The organism is Candidatus Protochlamydia sp. W-9 (assembly GCF_001950615.1).
GTDB classification, from domain to species: domain Bacteria; phylum Chlamydiota; class Chlamydiia; order Chlamydiales; family Parachlamydiaceae; genus Protochlamydia; species Protochlamydia amoebophila.
Genome location: NZ_BCPZ01000001.1, coordinates 1 through 21,517 on the forward strand (window position 1 = coordinate 1; position 21,517 = coordinate 21,517).

General features: G+C 34.6%; 15 protein-coding genes and 1 pseudogene. 8 read left to right on the top strand and 8 right to left on the bottom strand.

Going from position 1 to position 21,517, the window contains the following annotated elements; all coding sequences use genetic code 11:
• Positions 1-516 precede the first annotated feature (516 nt).
• The 3 genes from BU804_RS00005 (at position 517) to BU804_RS00015 (ending at position 8,262) form a co-directional block, all read left to right on the top strand.
• Positions 517-1,938, top strand: a complete 1,422-nt coding sequence (locus BU804_RS00005; RefSeq protein ID WP_075882477.1) for an ATP-binding cassette domain-containing protein — start codon at positions 517-519, stop codon at positions 1,936-1,938.
• Positions 1,939-2,114: 176 nt separating this feature from the next.
• Positions 2,115-3,722: an efflux transporter outer membrane subunit gene (locus BU804_RS00010; RefSeq protein WP_075882478.1), complete on the top strand. Its 1,608-nt coding sequence runs from the start codon at positions 2,115-2,117 to the stop codon at positions 3,720-3,722.
• A gap of 493 nt (positions 3,723-4,215) precedes the next feature.
• Positions 4,216-8,262 (top strand): hypothetical protein, encoded by a 4,047-nt coding sequence (locus BU804_RS00015; RefSeq protein WP_075882479.1) that lies wholly within the window; start codon positions 4,216-4,218, stop codon positions 8,260-8,262.
• A gap of 222 nt (positions 8,263-8,484) precedes the next feature.
• Here BU804_RS00015 and BU804_RS00020 read toward each other — a convergent pair whose 3' ends face one another.
• Complete coding sequence (locus BU804_RS00020) at positions 8,485-8,823, bottom strand: RNA recognition motif domain-containing protein (protein ID WP_011175443.1); 339 nt, start codon at positions 8,821-8,823, stop codon at positions 8,485-8,487.
• Positions 8,824-9,345: 522 nt separating this feature from the next.
• Here BU804_RS00020 and mutM point away from each other — a divergent pair.
• Genes mutM through ribH form a run of 4 tightly spaced genes read left to right on the top strand, consistent with a single transcriptional unit; the run spans position 9,346 to position 12,598 of the window.
• On the top strand, positions 9,346-10,188 hold the full coding sequence (gene mutM / locus BU804_RS00025) for a DNA-formamidopyrimidine glycosylase (protein WP_075882480.1): 843 nt from the start codon (positions 9,346-9,348) through the stop codon (positions 10,186-10,188).
• A gap of 9 nt (positions 10,189-10,197) precedes the next feature.
• Positions 10,198-10,803, top strand: coding sequence for a riboflavin synthase (locus BU804_RS00030; protein ID WP_075882481.1), 606 nt, complete (start codon positions 10,198-10,200; stop codon positions 10,801-10,803).
• A gap of 7 nt (positions 10,804-10,810) precedes the next feature.
• Complete coding sequence (locus BU804_RS00035) at positions 10,811-12,049, top strand: bifunctional 3,4-dihydroxy-2-butanone-4-phosphate synthase/GTP cyclohydrolase II (RefSeq protein WP_075882482.1); 1,239 nt, start codon at positions 10,811-10,813, stop codon at positions 12,047-12,049.
• Positions 12,050-12,079: 30 nt separating this feature from the next.
• Positions 12,080-12,598 (top strand): 6,7-dimethyl-8-ribityllumazine synthase, encoded by a 519-nt coding sequence (gene ribH / locus BU804_RS00040; protein ID WP_075882483.1) that lies wholly within the window; start codon positions 12,080-12,082, stop codon positions 12,596-12,598.
• Between the two features lie 139 nt (positions 12,599-12,737).
• Here ribH and BU804_RS00045 read toward each other — a convergent pair whose 3' ends face one another.
• Positions 12,738-13,910 (bottom strand): F-box protein, encoded by a 1,173-nt coding sequence (locus BU804_RS00045; RefSeq protein ID WP_320410542.1) that lies wholly within the window; start codon positions 13,908-13,910, stop codon positions 12,738-12,740.
• A 91-nt stretch (positions 13,911-14,001) separates the two neighbouring features.
• Here BU804_RS00045 and BU804_RS10970 point away from each other — a divergent pair.
• Positions 14,002-14,404, top strand: a pseudogene (locus BU804_RS10970) (transposase); the annotation flags it as partial.
• 280 nt (positions 14,405-14,684) lie between these two features.
• On the opposite strand, the gene BU804_RS00055 reads toward BU804_RS10970, so the two are convergent.
• From BU804_RS00055 to aroA, 6 genes are all read right to left on the bottom strand, one after another.
• Positions 14,685-15,071: a hypothetical protein gene (locus tag BU804_RS00055; protein WP_075882484.1), complete on the bottom strand. Its 387-nt coding sequence runs from the start codon at positions 15,069-15,071 to the stop codon at positions 14,685-14,687.
• Between the two features lie 116 nt (positions 15,072-15,187).
• Positions 15,188-15,889 carry a hypothetical protein gene (locus BU804_RS00060; RefSeq protein ID WP_075882485.1) on the bottom strand — a complete coding sequence of 234 codons (702 nt, stop codon included), beginning with the start codon at positions 15,887-15,889 and terminating at the stop codon, positions 15,188-15,190.
• A 51-nt stretch (positions 15,890-15,940) separates the two neighbouring features.
• Positions 15,941-16,696 (bottom strand): caspase family protein, encoded by a 756-nt coding sequence (locus tag BU804_RS00065; RefSeq protein ID WP_075882486.1) that lies wholly within the window; start codon positions 16,694-16,696, stop codon positions 15,941-15,943.
• 300 nt (positions 16,697-16,996) lie between these two features.
• Positions 16,997-18,100, bottom strand: coding sequence for a chorismate synthase (gene aroC / locus BU804_RS00070; RefSeq protein ID WP_075882487.1), 1,104 nt, complete (start codon positions 18,098-18,100; stop codon positions 16,997-16,999).
• Complete coding sequence (locus BU804_RS00075) at positions 18,090-18,638, bottom strand: shikimate kinase (RefSeq protein ID WP_075882488.1); 549 nt, start codon at positions 18,636-18,638, stop codon at positions 18,090-18,092. The genes aroC and BU804_RS00075 overlap by 11 nt, the downstream gene beginning before the upstream one ends.
• On the bottom strand, positions 18,635-21,430 hold the full coding sequence (gene aroA / locus BU804_RS10975; RefSeq protein ID WP_143298890.1) for a 3-phosphoshikimate 1-carboxyvinyltransferase: 2,796 nt from the start codon (positions 21,428-21,430) through the stop codon (positions 18,635-18,637). The genes BU804_RS00075 and aroA overlap by 4 nt, the downstream gene beginning before the upstream one ends.
• Between the last annotated feature and the right edge of the window lie 87 nt (positions 21,431-21,517).

A 21,517-nucleotide genomic window follows, 5' to 3' on the forward strand; every position in this document is an offset into this window, starting at 1 on the left:
TGTTAATATTATTTAAATTTAAATAAATAATTAAATGTCAATTTATTTAAATTAATTTTTAATTAATAAATAATATTTCACATATAAATAATTTGATAAAAACATTCACTGTTAAATTAATTATTTAATTATCTATGTTTTAAAGAAATATAAAGGCACAAAAAAGGGGCAGAAGTAGGCAAAACTATTAATATAAAAATTTAAAAATAAAATTATTATGTTTCAAAAAAGATAGTCGTAAGTATTTGATAATTAAATAATTAAAATTTTAAATCATATCTTGTCGATAAGTTGAATGAATGATAAAGTGTTGTTGTCATTATTTTCAATAAGCTAATAACTTTATAAAATTTTGTGGTAGAAGCGTTATAGCTAAATATTTTATAGAACTTAATAGAGGAAGAAATGATAATAACAAGCATAAATATATAATTATTATTTTAATTTTTCTATATAATTTTTTTTGAAAGATTCTAAATAAAAACACATTTAAACAGCGGCTTAGCAAAACATTTTATGTTTAATACCTCCTCATCTACTCCGAAGACACTTAAGCAATTTTGGATCCTTTTAACAAATCGCTGGGCATTTGGATGCTTTGCTCTCCTCACTTTTCAACAACTTATCGAAGCTTCATCAACAATTTGGCTAGTAATAATTGTTAAAAAAATTACAGCGGGAGAAGCTTTTTTTTCTTATTTATTTATCTATCTTACTTCCTTAGTATTTCCCTATATTCCCGGTTGTATGGCGAGCATTATAAAAATTTCTTGGCGCCAGGAAGCTCAACGCTCTTTCATCAATGCATTTGTCTCGTCTAATCGCAATCAAATTGGTGAATGGAATAATAAAGGAATAAGAGAGGAAAAACTTTCTATCCTAACAGCAGAAGCTCCCAACGCTTTACAAACTTTAATCGATTATGTTTATGATTTGTATGCCTATGTGATCAGTGTATTTTTTAACATCTTTGCTTTGTCAATTGTCGTCGAGCCTTTGTTTGGACTAGCGTATACTATCAGTGTTTTAACAGTTTTGGTTGTGATGAAAGCTAAACGACGCTTGCAAAGGCGTTTAACAAAAAAAGCTTTAACAGCCCGTATAGATCTTTATCAATCTTTATTGGCTGCGTGGGATAATGTATTATTAGGCAACTGGTATAATTTTAAATTGTGGGAAGATAGAACAACTCAACGTTTAAATCGATGTTTGCAAAAGAACGTAGATTTAGAGCGATTTGATCAAGTTTTAGCAATTGTTATCTCTTTACTGACCTGCATTCCTTCACTTATCGTTGTTGTTTACCATGTTTACACAAATCGTCATAGCATAGCTAATTTAACAGCATTTTTAGTCACTCTCCCTATTCTTTTTAATATCTTATCTTATACTTATCAAACCCTTAGCTTAATTTTCCGCTGGACAATGCATCAGAGTAAGCTACTATCAATTTATAAAACCATTCAACCCGCTACTGATGCTCAACAAATGATGGAGAAAAAAATCAAATGGTCAAAAATTAAATTAGATGCTTCTAATTTACCTAAAACTGACCATGTGTCTTTATCAGTCCCTCCAACCTTAAATTCTCACTTAGATTTGTTAACTTTCACTCAACAATCTGGTCGAATTACATTAAGAGGTGAAAATGGAGCTGGAAAGTCAACAGTCCTTATGCTTGTAAAAAATGCTCTTTGCGACCGAGCTTTTTTTCTCCCGACACAAAACCAACTAAGCTTCATTTCTGAGACAAATAAATATTCTACAGGCGAGTCTTTACGAAGTAGGCTCTTAGAAATTATTGACAAGGTTGATGTCGATGTTCTTTTACTTGACGAATGGGACGCTAATTTAGACAAAGACAATCGCGAAAGTTTATCCGCGTTAATCGATGAACTTGCTGAAAAAAAATGTGTCATCGAAGTTTGTCATCGATAAATTTTTTTAGATGTTTTTAAACCTAAATTTTGTTTTTCCGCGAAATAGACTTTTTACAAAACTATATTTCCTTTATATGTTAATTTCATTAATTGGTTGCTCACCTAACCATTTCCAAAACGTAATTTTAGTAACCAAAACAAATCTATAAACGAACTCGGAAACGTAAGTTAAACATGCAATATATCAAATTTTTTATTTTTTCCACTTTAAATCGTTTTTTAATTCTACTGTTGATTTGTGTAAGCTTTCAAAGTTGCCGATTAATTGCCCCATATCAAGCCCCTCTTATAACGACTCCTCAGGTCTGGAAAAATGCAAGTAAGATAAGCCCCCCTGAAAAATGGAAAAAGGATTCCGTTAATGAAGACCCTTCCAATTTAGCAAAAGAAGAAACATCAAGTTTTAATCAAGAGCAACGTTTCGAACAATCAAAAAAAGATTTAGATTACTGGTGGGAAATTTTTGATGATCCTATTTTGAATAAGTTAGAAGAGCAGGCTTTAGAATTAAATCATACTCTTGGGGCAGCATTCGAACGGGTGATACAATCTCGGGCAATTGCTCGTATGGATCGAGCATCTCTGTTTCCTACTGTCAATTTTTCTCCTTCTTATGCACGATCTGGAATGTTACAAAAAAATGCCCTTGCAAATGCGATTCCCTCTTCCCAGCAAAACAACCCTCAAGATGCGATGTTCAGCAATTTACCTCAGACTGTTCGAGGTATTCAATCTCAATATTTTTTATCCTTTGATTTTAACTACGAATTAGATTTATGGTCTAAGCTAACCAACACCTATGAATCAGCTATTTTTCGATCTCAAGCATCTACTCAAGCTTATTTAAGCATTTTACTAACGTTAACAGCTGATATTGCTTCAAACTACTTCCAATTGCGTGATTTAGATTCTCAACAAGCAATTTTACAAAGAACAATTGAAGCAAGACAAAAAGCTTTTGATATTAATCAAGCACGCTTTAATGCTGGTTTAATTGTTTATTCTGATGTCAGTCGAGCTGAAGTAGAGCTTGCAAGAGCTCGCTCAGATCTTGCCAACATCCAACGTCTTCGAAGTTTACAAGAAAATATTATTGCAACTTTAACCGGAACCCCCGCCACTGTTTTTTCTATCAAATTTAACCCTATTAACGCTCTTCCACCATCCATCCCAACGGGGCTTCCTTCTGAACTTCTTTACAGAAGACCAGACATTGCGGAAGCTGAAAGAAATCTTGCAGCTTCCTACGCGGAAATTGGAATTGCTTATGCTTCTTTTTTTCCCACAATGAATTTAAATGCGGGTTTTGGACTTGAAAGCCCGTTTGTTCACTCTTTAATTTCTTGGAAAGCTAGGCTTTGGGAAATTGGTTTGAATCTGGTACAAACTGTTTTCGATGGAGGAAGAAATTGCGCCAACTTAGCTTTCACAAAATCTCGTTTTCGAGAGACTCTAGCTAATTATCAAGAAAATGTATTAATTGCTTTTCAAGATGTAGAAGATTCATTAGTTAATCTCCGTCAAAAAGCCTTACAAGCAGAAGCATTAGAAGCTGGTGTGAAAGCTGCAAAAGAAACCCTTAAATTATCTCAAATGCGCTACGAAAGAGGTCTTATTAATTATTTAGACGTTGTTGATGCTGAACGCACTCTTCTGGAAACAGAACAAAATACTGTTATTGTACTAGGTGAGCGATATATTTCAACAATTCGTTTGATCAAAGCTTTAGGAGGAGGATGGGATACCCAATTTTATACTCCTAAATGCTGGGAAACTGATTAAATCATATAGAAAAAAATAAGTTAAAAATTTATTAAATTTAATTCCCTTAGCAAAAACTTAATTCTAAGAATCACTAAATTTCTTTTAAATTTTATTGTCTTACCTGCATTTTTACATCTAAGTATTATTAATTTATCTTTATTTAAAATTTTTTTCCCACAATTAAAATCTCACATTGCTAAGAATTTAGCCCCCATTTAATCAAAATTAAATAAATAGTTAATCAAATCTTAACATCGATTGACATTTAAGATTTTGTAAATTATCTTATAGCTTCTCTCGAAGAGAAAAAATTGTTTTTATACATAAGTGGATTCGAAAACTAAAATTTTGGCTAAGCTGACAATCTAGATTTGGAGTTGTTAAGCATTTCATCTGTACATACACGAACGTTAGAATATATTTCAAAGACGGTAAAGAATAGCAACTTAGCCAAAGTCCATTTTTTAAATTTACCTGTAATAAAAGGTAAAACTTTATAAGGCTACAGTTCATGCGCTCTTTTTTTTCATATCGTTTATCGTATCTATTATTGTTTTTTTGCATTCTTCTCGGAATTGGGTTAATCACTTTGCCTTCCATTATAAGTTCTGACTGGGGTAAAAAACAGGTTGTTACTTGGATCAATCGTTCGATTCCTGGCCAAATTGAAATAAGTTCTTTAAATTTGCGGTGGGGAAAAGGGCAAATCATTGAAGGAATATTGCTTAAAGATCCAGAAGGTCGCTCTGTTATCGGAATTGAAAAATTTTCTACCGATGCTGCTTTCTGGCAATTTTTACTTGGAAGCACAGATTTAGGAGAAACCCATTTACAAGAATTAAATGTGGCAATTGTCACTGATAATAAGGGAGATAGTAATCTTCAAAGAGCATTTGGTTATGACCGCCATGTAGAATATGCACCTTTGCCACCAACAACAATCTTACTTTCTGATGTGAATGGAACAATTTCTTTTTTCTCTAAAGGAAAACCTTTAGCTGCTCATCTGAAGGGTAATACCAAACAAGAAAATCTTTCAGGAAATTTTGAAATTGACATCACATTACCTGGACTTAAAGCCAGTAACTGGGAAAATTTATCTATTAATGCTCAAAATTATTTAACTATAGATGGAAGCAAAGATGCTCATATATATGCAAAAATTGTTAATTTCCCAGTTGAGTTATTAGATCGCTTTATAGCATTAAAAATGCCCAGCTTAAATACAGTTTTTTATTCTTTATTTGGAGATCGTCTCAATTTACAAATTAATAAAGAACCGAGCTCTGAAGGACTAGCATTTCATTTGAATGCTTTATCACCTCAAATGCAAGGAGATGTCAAAGGAAAAATTTCTAAAGGAGTCTTCAGTTTTCGAGAACCTGGTCGATTCACTCTCAATCTAAGACCCGAATCTATCAACCTTTTTACACCTCATTATTTTCAACTCCTTGAATCATCGCAACTAAAGCTATTAGTTTATGATTTTCATCTCCCCCTTACTTTTTTTGATTCCAATAGCATTATCGATCCATGCCAAATAGCTTTTAAAACCCAAGCAGAAATTCCCACCATTTTTTTAGAATTGCCTTCAATTGGAGAAATTAAAGTTTTTTCTTTAAAAACAGCTCTAGAATCCACCCTTTGTGCCCCAACGGCGAATTTACAATTAATTGGTCAAGGACAACTCGAACAAGAAAAATTCGATCTCCGTTTTGAAACCGTAGTCGTTAAACCAGAAAATTGGCAGGATTTACAAACTGAACTAAAAAAAGAAATGGAATCTTCCTTAAAGATTTCTAATTTTCCTTTAAAATTAGTTCCTTTTTTAGAAAACCACCCAGAATTAATCAAACAAGCAGGTTCCTTTGCCGACCTTCAATTTTCAATTAAAGCAAAAAATGAAGGTGAATTTTCTTTATCTTTATCTATACAAACTCCGCAAATAGTTCTTAATCAAGCACAATTTAAAATTGGAAAGGAGATTAAGCTAATCTCGCCTTTAAATTTAAGTTGGATTTTTCCTTCAGATTGTTTGAAATCAATGTTTTCTTCAGAACAATTTGCTCTAGATCAACCCTGCCCAGTTTTAATTACAATTAACAAATTGCATATTCCGTTAAATGGTCAAACAAATAGCCGCTTACAATTAGAATCAACGATAAAATTGATCCAACTTTCTTATCTTACTGATTTAGGAACCGTGCAATTAAAAGACATTCAATTAAAAATAGATGGCGATAATTTCTCTACATTTCAAACTCACTTATCATCGCAACTTTCTTTTTTAAAAAACGATGGGTTTTACTCTCCCCTCTTAAACAGACCTGTGCAATTTAATCTATATACTCTTGCACAAATGGAAAGCCATAAACATCTTAATTTTCCATTTTTATTACTTCAAATGCAAAATTCAAACTTTAAGGCTGAAATTGAAGGAAGCCTGATGAATGAGGTGCTTGCTTTAACAAAACCCTTACAGATTAATTATTTGTTAGTGCCGGAGGCTTCTCAAGAACTAAGTGCAGCTTTTCAGCTTGGTTTACCGAAACTTAAAAAACCTTCTTTTATTCAATTAACTGCGGAACCAACTCAAGTCAATCTCGAATCAAAGAATCTAAGTAGTCTATTGTTAAACGGTAAGCTTAGCATCGATCGCATTGAGACAGAAGAAAAAAAACAGGGAACATTATTAACACTTGAGCAGTTGCAAGTTGTTTATTCTTTGCAGGCGATGAAAAATATTGCTCAGTTTGATTTAGAGGGATTAGCATATACTGAGGGTCAAAAACAAAGAAACAGTCAAATCGATGCAAAAATTATTGTGAATAACTGGTTATCCCCCAACTTTGAAATTGATTTAAATCATTCTTCAACAGATATTACAACGGATATTAGATGCCTATCCACCAAATTTTTCAGTGCTCTTCTCAATCTCAGGGATTTAACTCCACTAATTGGGCCTCAGTTGGATATAGATTTTAAGACACTCATTGCTCCGGATCGCCAAATACCGACTTATTGGGATCTCTTCTTTGATAGTGATAAATTGCATGCAAAAGCACGCTTGAGAATTGATAAATTTATTACTTTATATGAATCAGCTAATCCTTCAGGAGAAATACGCTGGACAATAACACCGGAAGCTTACCAACATCTCCAAACTATTTTTTCTTCTGACAAAATGACCCCCTTAACTTTGTCGGGTCCTGTCACACTTAAAGGAAACCTTAGCCATTTATTAATTCCTTTTCCTTGCTGTACCTCAGAAAATTTAAAAAAAGGAATGATTGATTTTGAATTCACTACAACACCTATTAAGTGGAAAGAACATCCTACACTTCTCCCTTTTTCCGTCCAAGGACAAGTTAAAAGTCGAGATCTCATTGAAAGCATTGATATTAATTTAACCTCTACTTCTTCCGATTCTTCTGTCGCAATAGATGGAAAAATTAGTCAATTATTTACTTCAGAAGGAAAGTTAAAAAATTGGCAGGAAATTAACATTCAATCTCAGCTCAAAGCTCGAAAACTTCCTTCATTATGGATTCAAACGTTGTTATTCCTAAATGATAAGCAGTACCAGCGTTTAAATGCCCTTGTTGGGGAACATATTGACGCAAAGATTTTGTGTGATCTCAAACACTTAACAGGCCCTCTTCAACTTGATCTTAAGGGATCAAACGGACATGTGAAATTGAATGGATTATTGAATCAGGGAACCCTCACTTTATTAGATTCATTTAATTGGGAAATACAAGTGACTCCTCTGCTTAGTCAAACTCTTTTAGAAGACAGTATGCCTTTACTAAGCTCTGCTATTAAAGCCCAAAATCCCATTAAATTACAGATTGCCCCTACTGGTTTTGCTTGTCCTCTATTCCCCTTTGATGTGAATAAAATTTCTATTGAAAAAGGATCTGTGGAGCTAGGGAAAATTAGTTTTCGCAACGAAGGTGAATTAAAAAATACTTTAGATTTAATTCGACCTATTTTAGAAAATCCCTTTACCATTTGGTTTACTCCTCTTTATTTTAAATTAAATAAAGGAATTTTAAATTTAAAAAGATTAGATTTTCTAGTTGGCAACCAATATCACCTAGCAAGCTGGGGAGAAATTGATTTAACACACGAGAAAATGAACTTAGTATTAGGATTAAGTGCGCAAGCCTTAAAGTTTGCTTTCAACATTCCTGGATTGGAAGATAATTATTTATTACAAATTCCTATAAAAGGAAGAAAAGGAAGCGTTGAAATTGATAAAAAGCGAGCGGCAGGTAGAATCAGCGCTTTAGTTGCACAGTTGAATGGGGATCCAAAAGCTAAATTACTTGGAAACGTATTAGACGCTGCTATGTCTAATCTTCTCGATGCAACACCACCTGCTCCCACCACTACTCCTTTCCCTTGGGAAAAAGATTTTAATGAAGCAAAAACAAATAACAATCAGAATTTGTCTGACGATGAAAACAAAAAATTATTTGATTTGAATCCTAAAGGCCTTATAAAAGAAGTGGAAAAAGGAGTTTCTAACTTTTTAGATAAATTTGTAAAATAAAAAACCGGGCCAGGCGAATTTGCATCCACACATCTAATTTTTTTAGAATCTATTAAAATTAAGTATTGATTTTACTTAAAAACAAAATGTTCTTGTTTTTTCTTATGTAATAGAATAAACGTTCTATTAAAATTAATTTAAGTTTAGCTCAATAAAAAAGGCAAAAGTTTATTGCTTTTGCCTTTTCTAATCTATATGAGTTGATTAGTCAGAGTTGTTGAATTACGAACGGTAATTAGAACGTCTGTCGCCGCCGAAAGAAGATCTGTCTCTATCTCCACCACCGAAAGAACGTGGCTCTCTTCTTTCGCTACGATCTCTTTCTTGCGCTAAGCTTACACGCAAACTACGATCAACTAAAGGCTTGCCATTTAATTCGCGAATAGCATTTTCTGCATCGTTTGCACTTTCCATTTCTACAAAGCCGAAGCCTTTAGATTTGCCTGTCATTTGATCAGTAACGATCTTGGCGCTAACAACTTTACCGAAAGCTTCGAAATGAGCTTTAAGCTGCTCTTCCGATGTTTTCCAAGAAAGGTTACCAACAAATATTTTCTTCATATAATTCTCCATAGGATTTAGTTAACAAGGGGTCTAACTAGTGCTTATTCAGCTCCCCTCGACTCTGAACAAGGACATGCCTTTTTGCCTTGGCAAAAGCCTTTACTGCAGAAGTATAAGCAAGGGGGAAACAAGTTATCTTATACTGAGCTTAATAGATCCATTGGGAAAGATGCGACATCGCTATCAATTCTAATAGGGCTCAAAAAGTATACTGTGAACCTCTTTGCGCTATACAAACCGTATGCGTAAAGGGTATGTGATAATTGACTGAACTACCTCAACTCATGTACTGATTAAATTGTATCATTTTTTTCTTTTTAGTCTAGAATAATGTCAAAAGATTCACATAATATTTAAAATATTAAAAAAATCAACTTTTGAAAGAAGTCTTTTTCTTAAAATGATACAATTTATAAAAGATGCCCTAAATCCCTAATTGGGCAAAATTTCCTTTGTAATTAAATTCTATTTTGCAGCTAATCAATGATTAAAAATGATTGTAACTAAAATGAATTAACTATGCCTGAACTCCCCGAAGTCCATACCATTGTCCAAGACTTGAAACAAAGTAGGCTCATTGGTAAAAAAATTATTTCTACAGAAATTTTTTGGCCTAAAACGCTTGCAATACCTGCACCTGAAATTTTCTGTCAGCAAGTCCAAGGTCAATCTATCCAAAATGTTGACAGAAGAGGTAAATACATCATTTTTCATCTTTCCAATCAGATGTTTCTTATTGTTCATTTAAGAATGACAGGCCATTTTCAATTTGTTACAAGTCAAACCCCAATCTCCCCTTACGTTCGAATACAATTTAATTTTGAAAATGACGATCAGCTTCGTTTTCATGATACACGTAAATTTGGTCGTTGGTATTTAGTTTCTGATTTAGAGGAAATTATAGGACACTTAGGTCCCGAACCTTTACTTTCCTCTTTTACATTCGAACTATTTGAACATATGATGAAAAATCGAAAAACTTTATTAAAAACCTTACTGCTAGACCAAAGTTTCATTGTAGGTCTTGGTAATATTTATGTGGATGAAGCTTTGTGGGAAGCAAAACTACATCCTTTAATTCCCGCCAATCAATTAAATCTAAGTCACCTAAAGATTCTTTATCATAGCATTAAATATGTCCTTGAAAAAGGGATCCAAGCAAGAGGAACAACGCTTGGATCTGGGCAAACGCACTATTATCGCTTAGATGGTTCAAAAGGAGAACACCAAACTCTTTTAAATGTCTTTCGAAAAACTGGACATCCTTGTCCTCGATGTGGTCATTTAATTGAAAAGCTAATTGTCGCGCAGCGAAGTACACACATTTGCCCCATCTGCCAAAAAAAAATGATACAAGCTTAAAAGGAATTTATGTTTACTGGATTAGTAGAGGAAGTGGGATGTCTCACAAAGATTGAAAAATGGGGTGATGGAATTCGTTTTCAGATTGAAGCATCAAAAATTTTAGAAGATATTAAAATTGGAGACTCAATTAACGTTAGTGGTTGTTGTCTAACTGTTGTAGAGTATTTCAATCAGTCATTTTCTTGTGATTTAGTCGCGGAAACCCTGCAACGAACTTATTTTCATCACTTATCGATAGGGGATTTTGTAAACCTCGAAAGAGCCATTAAATATAGCGACCGCTTAGGAGGCCATCTTGTACAAGGCCATATTGACGATGTAGGACGCATTATTTCCTATTCAACCTTAGAAGGGGGGTCTTACTGGGTAACAATCGAATTTTCTCCTCCCCTCTTGCGCTACGTTGTTCATAAAGGTTCTATTACTATAGATGGTGTTAGCTTAACTATTGCTGAAATCGGTGCAAGCCATTTTTCCTTTGCTATGATTCCACATACGGGTCAATGCACAATATTGGGAAGAAAAGGAAAAGGTGATTTAGTTAATGTAGAAGTAGATTTAATGGCTAAATATATTGAAAAATTGATAACTCCCTACCACAACCAAGGATAATGAATTCATGAAAACCTATCGATTAGAAGATGCGCTTTTAGCCTTAAAAGAAGGAAAATTTGTTATTGTTGTTGACGATGAAAACCGAGAAAATGAAGGAGATTTGATTTTAGCTGCAGAAAAAGCACATCCAAGTTCATTGGGATTTATGATTAGGCATACTACAGGCATTATCTGCTTAGCTATGAAAGGACAACGTCTAGATGAATTAAAACTCCCTCCAATGGTTACAGATAATACAGATCGCAAACAAACAGCTTTTACAGTCTCTGTTGATTATTTGCATCAAGGTGTAACAACTGGTGTTTCGGCTGAAGATAGAACTAAAACAATTTTATCTCTCATTCACCCTCATACAAAACCAGAAGATTTAGGCCGCCCGGGGCATATCTTCCCTCTTCGTTACAAAGAAGGGGGCGTTCTAAAAAGGGCAGGTCACACAGAAGCTGCTGTTGATCTGACAAACTTAGCCAAACTTTATCCGGCAGGTATTCTTGCAGAACTTATCAATGAAGATGGTTCCATGATGCGTTTACCAGAACTGGAGAAATTTTCCGACCTTCATCAAATTCCCATTATTACGATTGCAGAGCTCATTCGTTTTAGAAGAAGGCATGAGAAATTAGTGAGCTGTTTTTCACAATCCCTTATTCCTACTCCATTTGGAGATTTTAACGCTTATGTTTATGAATCACAATTAGATGGAATTCAACATATGGCATTAGTGAAAGGCGAAATAAAAAATCAAAAAAACATTCTTGTAAGAATGCATTCGGAATGCTTAACTGGCGATGTTTTTGGTTCTAAACGATGCGATTGTGGCTCCCAGTTAAAACTTGCCATGGAAAAAATAGAGCAAGAAGGACGAGGAGTGATTATTTATTTACGAGGGCATGAAGGAAGAGGAATTGGAATTGGTCATAAATTAAAAGCTTACAATCTTCAAGATCAAGGGAAAGACACATTAGAAGCTAATCTTGAACTAGGTTTTCCAATTGATTCTCGCGAATATGGAATAGGAGCCCAAATTTTAGTTGATTTAGGGTTATCGACAATTCGATTAATGACAAATAATTTAGCAAAATATAATGGGTTAACAGGTTATGATTTAGAAATTACTGAAAGGGTACCTTTACCTGTTTGTGTAACAAAAGAGAATAAACATTATTTACAAACTAAAAAAGACAAACTTGGTCATTTGATTGACTTGAGTGAAGATAAATTAGAAATTCATCATTCGACCTAACTTTTTCTTTAAATAAACAGGAATCATTAGATGAAAGAATATAAGGGTAAATTAAATATTTCAAAAGCTCGTATTGGAATTGTTATTTCTCGTTTTAACGAAGCCATAACCAAAAATCTTCTTGAGGGGTCCTTAGATGAATTAGAAAGATATGGAATATCAACACAAAACCTTCCTGTTGCTTGGGTACCAGGTGCTTTTGAAATTCCTTTAATTGCAAAACAAATGGCCCTTTCAGGAGAATTTGATGCCATTATTTGTTTGGGCGCTATTATTCGTGGGACCACCCCCCATTTTGACTATGTTGCTAGCCAATCTGCTGCAGGAATTCTGAATGTTTCTTTAGAAATTAATCTTCCGGTTGTATTTGGAATTTTAACGACGGATACGGTAGAACAAGCCATGGAACGTTCAGGAGTGAAAATGGGAAATAAAGGACGGGAAGCCGTTCAAACAGCCATAGAGATGATAGACTTGACTAATCAACTCTCTTTGCTTAGAGATCGTCCCCATTCTTCGATTACCAATAATACATCTGTTTGTAAATAATAACTAATAAATAGTATTTAATTAATAACAGAAAATTTTATATAAAATTACCATTTTTTATAATAAATAATATAAACACAAAAACGTTCATATGATTCCTCTTAGAAGTTTTCAATCTAGTTATGGCAATGGAAAGACATCAGATGTATCCACCCCATCTGGTGTACCAATGCAGATCCAAATGTCGTTTACCTGTTGAGAATTTAAAACGCACTAATCCATCATTCGTGAACTTATCGCATTCACCCAGAAATAAACACTGCAAAGCGACTAAGGGCCTCAAATGCGCTAATCCGGCATCCGTGAGGTTATCGCATCCTCTCAAATCTAAATGCTGCAAAGCCACTAAGGGTGTCAAATGCGCTAATCCAGCGTCCGTGAAGTTATCGCATTCACTCAAATTTAAATGTTGTAAAGCCACTAAGGGTGTCAAATGCGCCAATCCTGCATCGGTGAGTTGCCAGCACCCGCTTAGATTTAGATGCTGCAAAGCCACTAAGGGTGTCAAATGTGCTAATCCTGCATCAGTAAAATTGTGGTACGCTTGAAGGTGAAGCACTTTTAAATTTTTACAATTTTTTAACGCTAACAGATGAGTATTAGTTAAATAAGCGTTCCTTGAAAAATCAAGTACTTCTATCTCATTTGCGAAGTGATTTATAATTCTTTGAAATTCCGTTAACTGAGAAGTCTGATTTAACAAGGTGCTCACAACAGTAAATTCTAAATAGTTTTTCAAATTGTTTAATCGATATTGCCGTGCGAAATTTAAAAGCTCTTTTAATCCAACTAAACTCTCTTTAGTCGAGCTAAAGGGTTCAAGTCTTTGTGATTTGTACCCATCAATTAACTGCTCTTCTAAATTCTTCACTACTTCTATCAGTTCATAATAATCGGCTAGTTGAATGGCAGAAGTGATCTCTTCCAAAGAAACTTTAACGTTAGCGTCCATGACCCAATTAAGCAGCTGCATAAACTCCTTTTGTGTCAAAGCCAGAGGATGTTGAAGGGTTTCTTGAAAATTTCCCGACCAAAGAGTTTTAAAATAAAGGGATTTTTCCCTTAACATAGCTAACTGAGAATGAGAAATAGTCAAAGAGGTCCCCTCTTGAAAGCTTAGTTGAAATTCTTCAGATGAAGATGAAAAATCGTGAACTTGAATCGTTGGTGCACTAGTTTCTTCTAGATTAGCCAAAGAATTGCCTAAGGGGTTATCTTCCTCTCTAGAAAGATCGCTAATTTCTTGAGATTGATAGTCAGAAGTGGTCATTGTATTGACAAGATAACTATAGTTTAGAGTAGGAATATTCAAAATGACCATCCAAATGAGTTAACTAAATTTTAATTGATAGATATTTTAACAAAATTACATATAGCTAAAAATCATTGCAATAGTAATCTGAATTTTGGCTTTTCAGCTTAACTTTGGAAATGTTGCTGATGTCTTACGTTGCCGAAGCCTTACCAAAAGGGATTTTTGGGAAGTCATTTGGCGATAAGGGAGTGATTTCGAAAGCACTTTCAAAGAGGCTTTTTTAACAAGGTCTTGGACAATTGACGATTATAAGTTCGAATAGGAAGCAGGAGCTGATGAAGTTGACAGACAAAATTCTTAGAAAACGAGCTATCATTGAAACGGTAAACAATCCATTAAAAAATATTTCTCAGATTGAACAATCACACTAAGAAACGCCGAAAAATTTTTAATTAATCGATTGCCTAGGATTTTCCACTTATACTCACCAACCTAAAAAGCCATCTATAAAATTAGCAGAACAACATCGCCTGTTGTCAATGGCAGCCTAAAAATCTAAAATTCAGGTTAATAAAATTTAAATTTAACCTGGAATCACATTAACACTGCTAATTTAGAAGATTTTAAAAAGATTTGGAAAAATGATAAAAAAAATTACATCATTAGCAGACAAGATTTTGTCCTTTAAAGAAATTAACTTGGATTTTCGGTGTCGCGATAGTATGTTTGTAGGACGACGATCCAAAATTTTTACATAAGATGAGACAATAGATTCAAACTAATTGCCATAAGTTTTGAGGGAGCCAATGCAATAAGCATCGCCCCCTTTTATTAAACCATGATCACAGAAATATTATGGTTTAGGTTGCGATTTTTGAAACCATCTACGGCTAAACTTATTCCAATGGCTAAAATAGCGCCTGATAATAGATTGACTCGATAATGAGAAAAAGTATTAATTAACACCTGGCTTAAAGCAATGCTTGTCGCTATTTGAACCGCTGAATGGTACCATGTCACAGTTGCATGTTGCTCAGCAGCAAACATTTTGCGAAATAAGGGAGTAGTTAGTGCACTAATTAACGTTGCAGCAACTGCAGTGCCACTAACAGCTAGTGCTTGTTCGGCATTGCCATAAATAAGTGCATCAATGGCAAAAGTAATTACACCACTTTTTAACAAGCTTTCAGGAAAATCAGAAGGAAGACGGTTAAACATTAATTACCTCATTTATTTTTTATAATAATTTAATTAGAAATTATATTTAAATATAAGTTTAATTTGCAATATTTAATTAAATAAAAATTCTAATTTTATTCATATGAGAAATAAATTTAGCGACTCAAATCTTTTTTACGTCGCTCAAAAGCATCAAACCTCTCTCCAAATGACTGAGCAATTTCAGCCACATTTGTTTGGATTTGCTCTATGATTTTATCCGTCGGACCGACATGCAATCCTTTCTTTTCCCAAGTAATAGCTTGAAATGCCATGGCAGGATCTAAAACAAACCGTTGCAAACTTACTGATTCAAATAATCTTCCTTCACAAGTCACAACATAACCTTTATCTATCGGATAAGCTAATATTTGAATTTGAAAAGCTGGTAAAGGGGGATGCCCGGGAGCAGCTAAAGTCACAGGATTAATGTTAAATTTTTTAAAGATTTGATCAACGATATTTTTTAAACTTTCCTCCGAGATAGCTAAAGGATCTGACTCAGGTTTGATAATAGAAACATAAACACCGATATTGCTAGACACATTTAGAAGATGATCTCCACCCTCCCACGTATTATTTCTAAACACGAGAATGCCAGGATGTAAATAAGTGGCTTGCTGAGGAACTAAAGCTGGAGGTGAAGCAACGGGTTTTAAAGAAGAAAGAGTGGGATTAACAGTAGGCGTTATGGGAATGGGGTTTAAAGGCTCGAGGCGAGTCGACCCTGTTATCGTTTGTGTTTGAGCAATCGCAGTTGCAGAAAACAGTAGGGCAAAAAAGCAAATTTTGTAAAAAAAGTTTGTGGTATTTCGCATAAGTACTCCTTGATAAGAAAAATAAAAATTTAATTTATCAAGAATTTGTTATCAATGGTTGATTTCACAAACAGGTATTTGCACTTGTTGAATGTAACCATTGGCTCTTTCTAAAACTTTTTTCCAACTAGGAAATTTTTGAGATATTTCTCTGTTTAAGCTAACGAGAAAACACTGTGAATATAATCCCCCAAAAGGGGATCCGTAAGAGAAATTTCCTGGACTGCAGCTACAAACAATAATATGCCCTTTTGCTCGGCAAAATAACTGGTTGTAACCAGAAGGATTTGTTTCTACTAAACGTAAATTCACAAAGATATTTTTATTCTCACCTAAAAAACCTTTTTCAATGTAATTATTGCAACAATCCCCTAAAACTAAAGAAAAGCGGGGTTTTTTAGACCGAATGGTTTCGTCAATCCATTTTAAATCCATTCCATGCTTATCAAGCTCAAATATTAAAAAAGGCCAAGGTGATTTTTTGTCTCGCGTTCGATAACCATGTCCAGAGAAAATGAACACTACGGCGTCGTCATGATTAACGGAAAAATTTTTTAAATAATCAACAATGAGTTGTTTGCGGAATCGTTTCCCTTCAAAAATTATTTCTTTTAAAATCATATGCGTAGATTGAGCAATCATCTGCAGTTCTTTTTGCCACCTTGCCAAATCTGGGACCGTAATGGAATTGATGTCATGAATCGTATCAGCCACTAAAATTGTATGTAAGGTAGCTGCCGAAATCATTTGTCCACAGCAAAATAAGCTTAAAAATAAAATAAAACACACAGAAGGATTTTTTTTCATAAGAATTCCGCGAATGACTAAAAAATTTTGTTATTTTCCCAGTCGATTTTTCAAACAGAATTGTTGATTTTAAGACGGCCAAGTAAGTTTTGTTATTTTGAGGCGTTTAAAACAAACATTCGAAGCATAAAAAGGCATGGGTAAATAAATTAGGGATAAGCAATGAATCATCTTAAATCAATTAATAAAAAAATAGTATAAATTGGCTTAACTTTATAAGTTTTTTACAATAAAAATTTTAAAATATCTATCTATTTAATTAAAAATAGATAGAATAAAGAACATCTATTGCTCAAAATTTCAATTTAGCTGACAAAATTTGCTCATCAAAAAAGCATCAACTAATACTAATGCCATCATAGCCTCAACAACAGGAACAGCGCGAATGGCAACGCAAGGATCGTGACGAGATCCAGTGGGTAAACGATAATCACAAATTTCACCTTTCTCATTCAAAGAAGTCTGCACCTTATTTATGCTTGAAGTTGGCTTAAAAGGGACTTTAATGATGATAGGCTCCCCTGTTGAAATTCCTCCCAAAGTTCCTCCAGCATGGTTAGTTGCAAAAGAAATTTGAGCATTTTGGATTCCAAATAAATCATTATGTTCAGAACCTCTCATCTGAGAAGCCTTGAATCCCTCTCCTATCTCAAATCCTTTAGAAGCTGGAATAGACAGCATAGCTTTTGCCAAATTTGCCTCTAATTTTTCGTAAACAGGGTCACCCCATCCACAAGGAACATTAAAAGCCATTGCTTTAACAACCCCTCCTACAGAATCCCCCTCTTTTCTGGCTTCCTCCAAAACTCCTTTCATTTTTTCAGCAGCTGGTGAGGGAGAAAAAAGGGAACTATTGCGAATGGTTTGATGCAATAAAGGCACGTTATTTACATGGTCTGATAATTCAATTTTTCCCTCTATTTCTCCTATGGAATAAAGATAAGCAACCACTAAAACCCCAACGTCTGATAATATTTTCTTTGCAATGGCTCCAGCAGCGACACGGCAAACAGTCTCTCTTGCTGACGCTCGGCCACCTCCTCGATAATCAAAAATCCCGTATTTATTTGAATAGGTATAATTTGCATGGCCTGGGCGAAAAAGGGTATGCATTCCTTCATAAGCGCTGGAATTTACATCTTTATTCCAAATGATCAAAGAGATAGGAGCTCCAGTTGTTTGTCCATTGAATAAACCCGATAAGATTTCTACTTGATCTTCTTCTAGTCTTGGTGAAGTTAGTTCATTGCGGCCAGGTTTCCTCCAATATAGCTCTTGATTAATGTCCTGCTCAGTTAGAAAAATTCCAGAGGGACAGCCATCAATCACAACGCCCATCGCTTTTCCATGAGATTCTCCCCAAGTCGTCATTTTAAATAAATGACCAAAACTGTTAGATGCCATTATTTTCCTCTTTAACGAATTGAAGGCTCATGAGTAAATCAACAGAAAAATCGTTGTTCATAGAACCGTTCATATCAATAGTTTGATCTGCCCAATTTTCATAAATTAACGTTCTGCGTGCATAGAGTTTTTTCAAAGATACATCCGAAGATTGTTCTTGAGAAATATAGGCTGGTAACTCAGTTTGACTAAAAATACGCTCTTTCCAGTTTGAAAAAGAAAGTTTCAAATAAATTAACCGACAATATTTTTTTAGCGCATTTCGATTTTGATCATTATAAATCACCCCACCTCCGGTTGCAATAATCGCCTGTTTAGTTGGCTTTAAATCATCAATGACATCCCTTTCTAAAGAACGAAAATAAGCCTGCCCAAATAATTGAAAAATTTTTCGACATGTTAACGTAGGATGTTTTTGCTGAATTAGCCAGTCTGTATCAATAAAGGCACACTCAAATTTTTTAGCCAGCCATTGCCCACATGTTGTTTTTCCACACAAAGGTAGGCCAATCAAAGCAACGCTTCTTTTAAAAATCATGAAAACCGAGCCCCTAGTTTTTTTAAATCTTGAATAAAGTTGGGAAAACTCTTTTTGATGCAATCAATCCCTTTCACTTCAGTAATGCCCTCGCTAGCCAGCCCGGCTACGATTAAAGCCATTGCTAGACGATGATCATCATAACTCTCAACAATGGCCCCTCGCAAATTAGAGTTACGAATCAGTAACCCATCATCTGTTTCCATAATTTGCGCCCCCATTTTTTTTAACTCAATAGTGATACAGCTCAATCGATTACTTTCTTTTTGTCGAGCAATTGCTGCATTGATTAAATGGGTCTCCCCTTTTGCGAAACAAGCAAGAACAGCTAAAATAGGAACAGCATCAATAAAGGGGTTGACGTCGATAGTTATTCCCTTCAATAAAGCCCCTGGTAAAACTGTTAACGTGTGATTTGCCTGATCAATCTGAATATCAGCTCCCATTTCTTGGAGAACATGTATTACTTGTTTATCTCCTTGTACATCACTCATATCAACGTTATACAAAGTGATTTTTGATTGAGTTAAAATAGCTGCTGCTACAGGAAAGGCGGCAGCACTCAAATCGCCTGGAATATTTACCTCAAAATGAGGTCTCTGTTGGATTCCTTCAATCTTAAAATATTCATAGTTTTGATTAATATAAGAAACTCCTAGACGGTTTAACCAGTGAAGAGTGAGGTCAATCCAAGGTTTTTCACCTGGATATTTAACGAAAATTTCTGTTGTGCCATTAATAAATGCTGATGCCATCAATAGAGCAGAGACTGGTTGCGAATCCTGTCCTTCTAATTCTGCTGTTCCTTCATAAATAGGTCCTTTGATAATTAAAGGGGCATACCCATTCTCTCTTGTTGATTTGGCAAAAGCTCCCAAACATCTTAGCCCATCTAAAAGTGGTTGTGCTGGACGGTTAGAACAAATTGAATGATCGCCCGTGATGATAGTATATCCATGATTTAAGGCTGCAAATGCCCCCGCAAATCTTAGAACTTGACCTGAATTTCCAACATCAATTACCCCTGAAGGGGTTTTAGGTTGGCCAGCAACACCTGAAATTAAATACTCATCTTGAATCTGTTCAATTTTAGCTCCTAATGCTATAGCCGCCAGCTTAGCATGTTCCACATCGGGAGAATCTAATAAATTTTTAACACGTGAAATGCCTTGAGTCATTGCCCCTAATAAAATAGCTCTAATTGAATGAGACTTCGAGGGTGGTAAAGGAATTTCTCCCGCTAAAGTGCTTTTTTGAACAGCCACTTTTTTTTGATTAAATGGCATTGGAAGTGCCTCTCGTATTGTTTGTTCAATAAGTTTTTGATCGAACTGTTTATTAAACCAAAAACCAAATTGAAAGGCAGCTTGATGGATAAAAAGTTCGATCCCGTGATGAATTTCGCAACCTTTTAAACGCGCTTTTTGCAAAAAAAGAGTCTCGAAAGGGTGTGAAATCGCGTCTAAAACAGTAATTTGCTGGGGAATCCAGTCAGCCGAAACAACTAGTGCATCCACATGAGGTGACATCCCCACTGAAGTCGTCTGAATTAGAATATCACATTCATTTTTTTTAGCATCTTTAAGTTGTTCAAAGCCTCCCCACTTTACCTGAAGCTTTTCAGCAACATCTTTAGCACGTAAAACTGTGCGATTTAAAATCGTAACTTCCGCTCCTCTTTTTTTTGCTTCATAAGCAATTGCCTGAGAGGTTCCTCCTGCTCCAAGTAAAATCACTTTCTTATCTTTTAAGTCCTCGACTTTTAGTGCTTTTAAAGCTCCGATTCCATCTGTATTAGTTCCGCTAATTATTGAAGAGCTGAACAAAAGAGTGTTACAAGCTAAATGACTCTCATCATCCATATTCAAAGCAAGAATTTTTTTTACTCGTTCTTTATGAGGCATTGTCACGCTAAATCCACGAACAGAAAAATGTTGGATATGCTGAAAAAACAACTCCAATTCCGTCTCTTCGACATCAAATTTAATATAAACAGCATTCTGATTTAAATGATCTAAAACAGCATTATGGGTCAAATGACTCAAACTTTTATCGATTGGATGTCCAATTAAACCAAAAATTTCCGTTTGCCGGCTAAGTTTTTTAAAGCGATAGGTTTGAAAAAGCGTTTGAAATGAAATCTGTCCAGGGGCAGATTCTAAACCTTCTTTTAAAGAAGCAAATGTAAATGGTTGACCTGTTACTGGAGCTAAAATTCGCGTACACTGCCCCTTCATTCCGAGGCCGATTGTACACAGGCGCCTCGCATGTTTATTTTCTTGCTGAGCCATTTCAAGAAGTTTGAGAGAATCAATGATAGAATGGGTATAGCAAGCTAATTTATAATAATTTCCAGGCAAGGCATATAATTGATCTAAGCAGGTTTTTAGATGAGGTGTCTCTTTCACTTCGTGCCAAGAAATAATCCACTGTGTCTGAGGAGAAATTTTTTGAAGCTCTTGAAGCCATTCTAAAGGAATATCCGCTTCTATATCGACAAAGTCAGGCTGTCTTGTAGCCAACTCTTTAAAGATTAAAAACTGTTTTTGAATATTTCCTAAAAAATTTCCTCCTTGTGATTTTTTTCGAAGTGTCCAAATTAAAGGACGATGAGCTATCTCTTTTAATATGTCTAATTCTGCAAAATCAATTTTTAACAGCTTATCTAATCGAATTTCAATTAAGTCCACTTGCGAAGGAAGTTGTTGAATTTGATCAATAAACGCATCGCAGGTAAGACCAATTAAAGAGACACATAATTGACAAGAATGAAAAGAGGGCTTTTGTGCCATAAGATTCAATGCAATTAAAATCAATAAAAATTACTTAACTGCTAGAATACTTATCTCAGGGTTAAGTTTTCAATTGTTATTTTTTAC

Bases quoted from the DNA above. Each gene is read 5' to 3' on its own strand.
- BU804_RS00005 (WP_075882477.1), top strand. From the start codon at position 517: ATGTTTAATACCTCCTCATCTACTCCGAAGACACTTAAGCAATTTTGG.
- BU804_RS00010 (WP_075882478.1), top strand. From the start codon at position 2,115: ATGCAATATATCAAATTTTTTATTTTTTCCACTTTAAATCGTTTTTTA.
- BU804_RS00015 (WP_075882479.1), top strand. From the start codon at position 4,216: ATGCGCTCTTTTTTTTCATATCGTTTATCGTATCTATTATTGTTTTTT.
- BU804_RS00020 (WP_011175443.1), bottom strand. From the start codon at position 8,823: ATGAAGAAAATATTTGTTGGTAACCTTTCTTGGAAAACATCGGAAGAG.
- mutM (WP_075882480.1), top strand. From the start codon at position 9,346: ATGCCTGAACTCCCCGAAGTCCATACCATTGTCCAAGACTTGAAACAA.
- BU804_RS00030 (WP_075882481.1), top strand. From the start codon at position 10,198: ATGTTTACTGGATTAGTAGAGGAAGTGGGATGTCTCACAAAGATTGAA.
- BU804_RS00035 (WP_075882482.1), top strand. From the start codon at position 10,811: ATGAAAACCTATCGATTAGAAGATGCGCTTTTAGCCTTAAAAGAAGGA.
- ribH (WP_075882483.1), top strand. From the start codon at position 12,080: ATGAAAGAATATAAGGGTAAATTAAATATTTCAAAAGCTCGTATTGGA.
- BU804_RS00055 (WP_075882484.1), bottom strand. From the start codon at position 15,071: ATGTTTAACCGTCTTCCTTCTGATTTTCCTGAAAGCTTGTTAAAAAGT.
- BU804_RS00060 (WP_075882485.1), bottom strand. From the start codon at position 15,889: ATGCGAAATACCACAAACTTTTTTTACAAAATTTGCTTTTTTGCCCTA.
- BU804_RS00065 (WP_075882486.1), bottom strand. From the start codon at position 16,696: ATGAAAAAAAATCCTTCTGTGTGTTTTATTTTATTTTTAAGCTTATTT.
- aroC (WP_075882487.1), bottom strand. From the start codon at position 18,100: ATGGCATCTAACAGTTTTGGTCATTTATTTAAAATGACGACTTGGGGA.
- BU804_RS00075 (WP_075882488.1), bottom strand. From the start codon at position 18,638: ATGATTTTTAAAAGAAGCGTTGCTTTGATTGGCCTACCTTTGTGTGGA.
- aroA (WP_143298890.1), bottom strand. From the start codon at position 21,430: ATGGCACAAAAGCCCTCTTTTCATTCTTGTCAATTATGTGTCTCTTTA.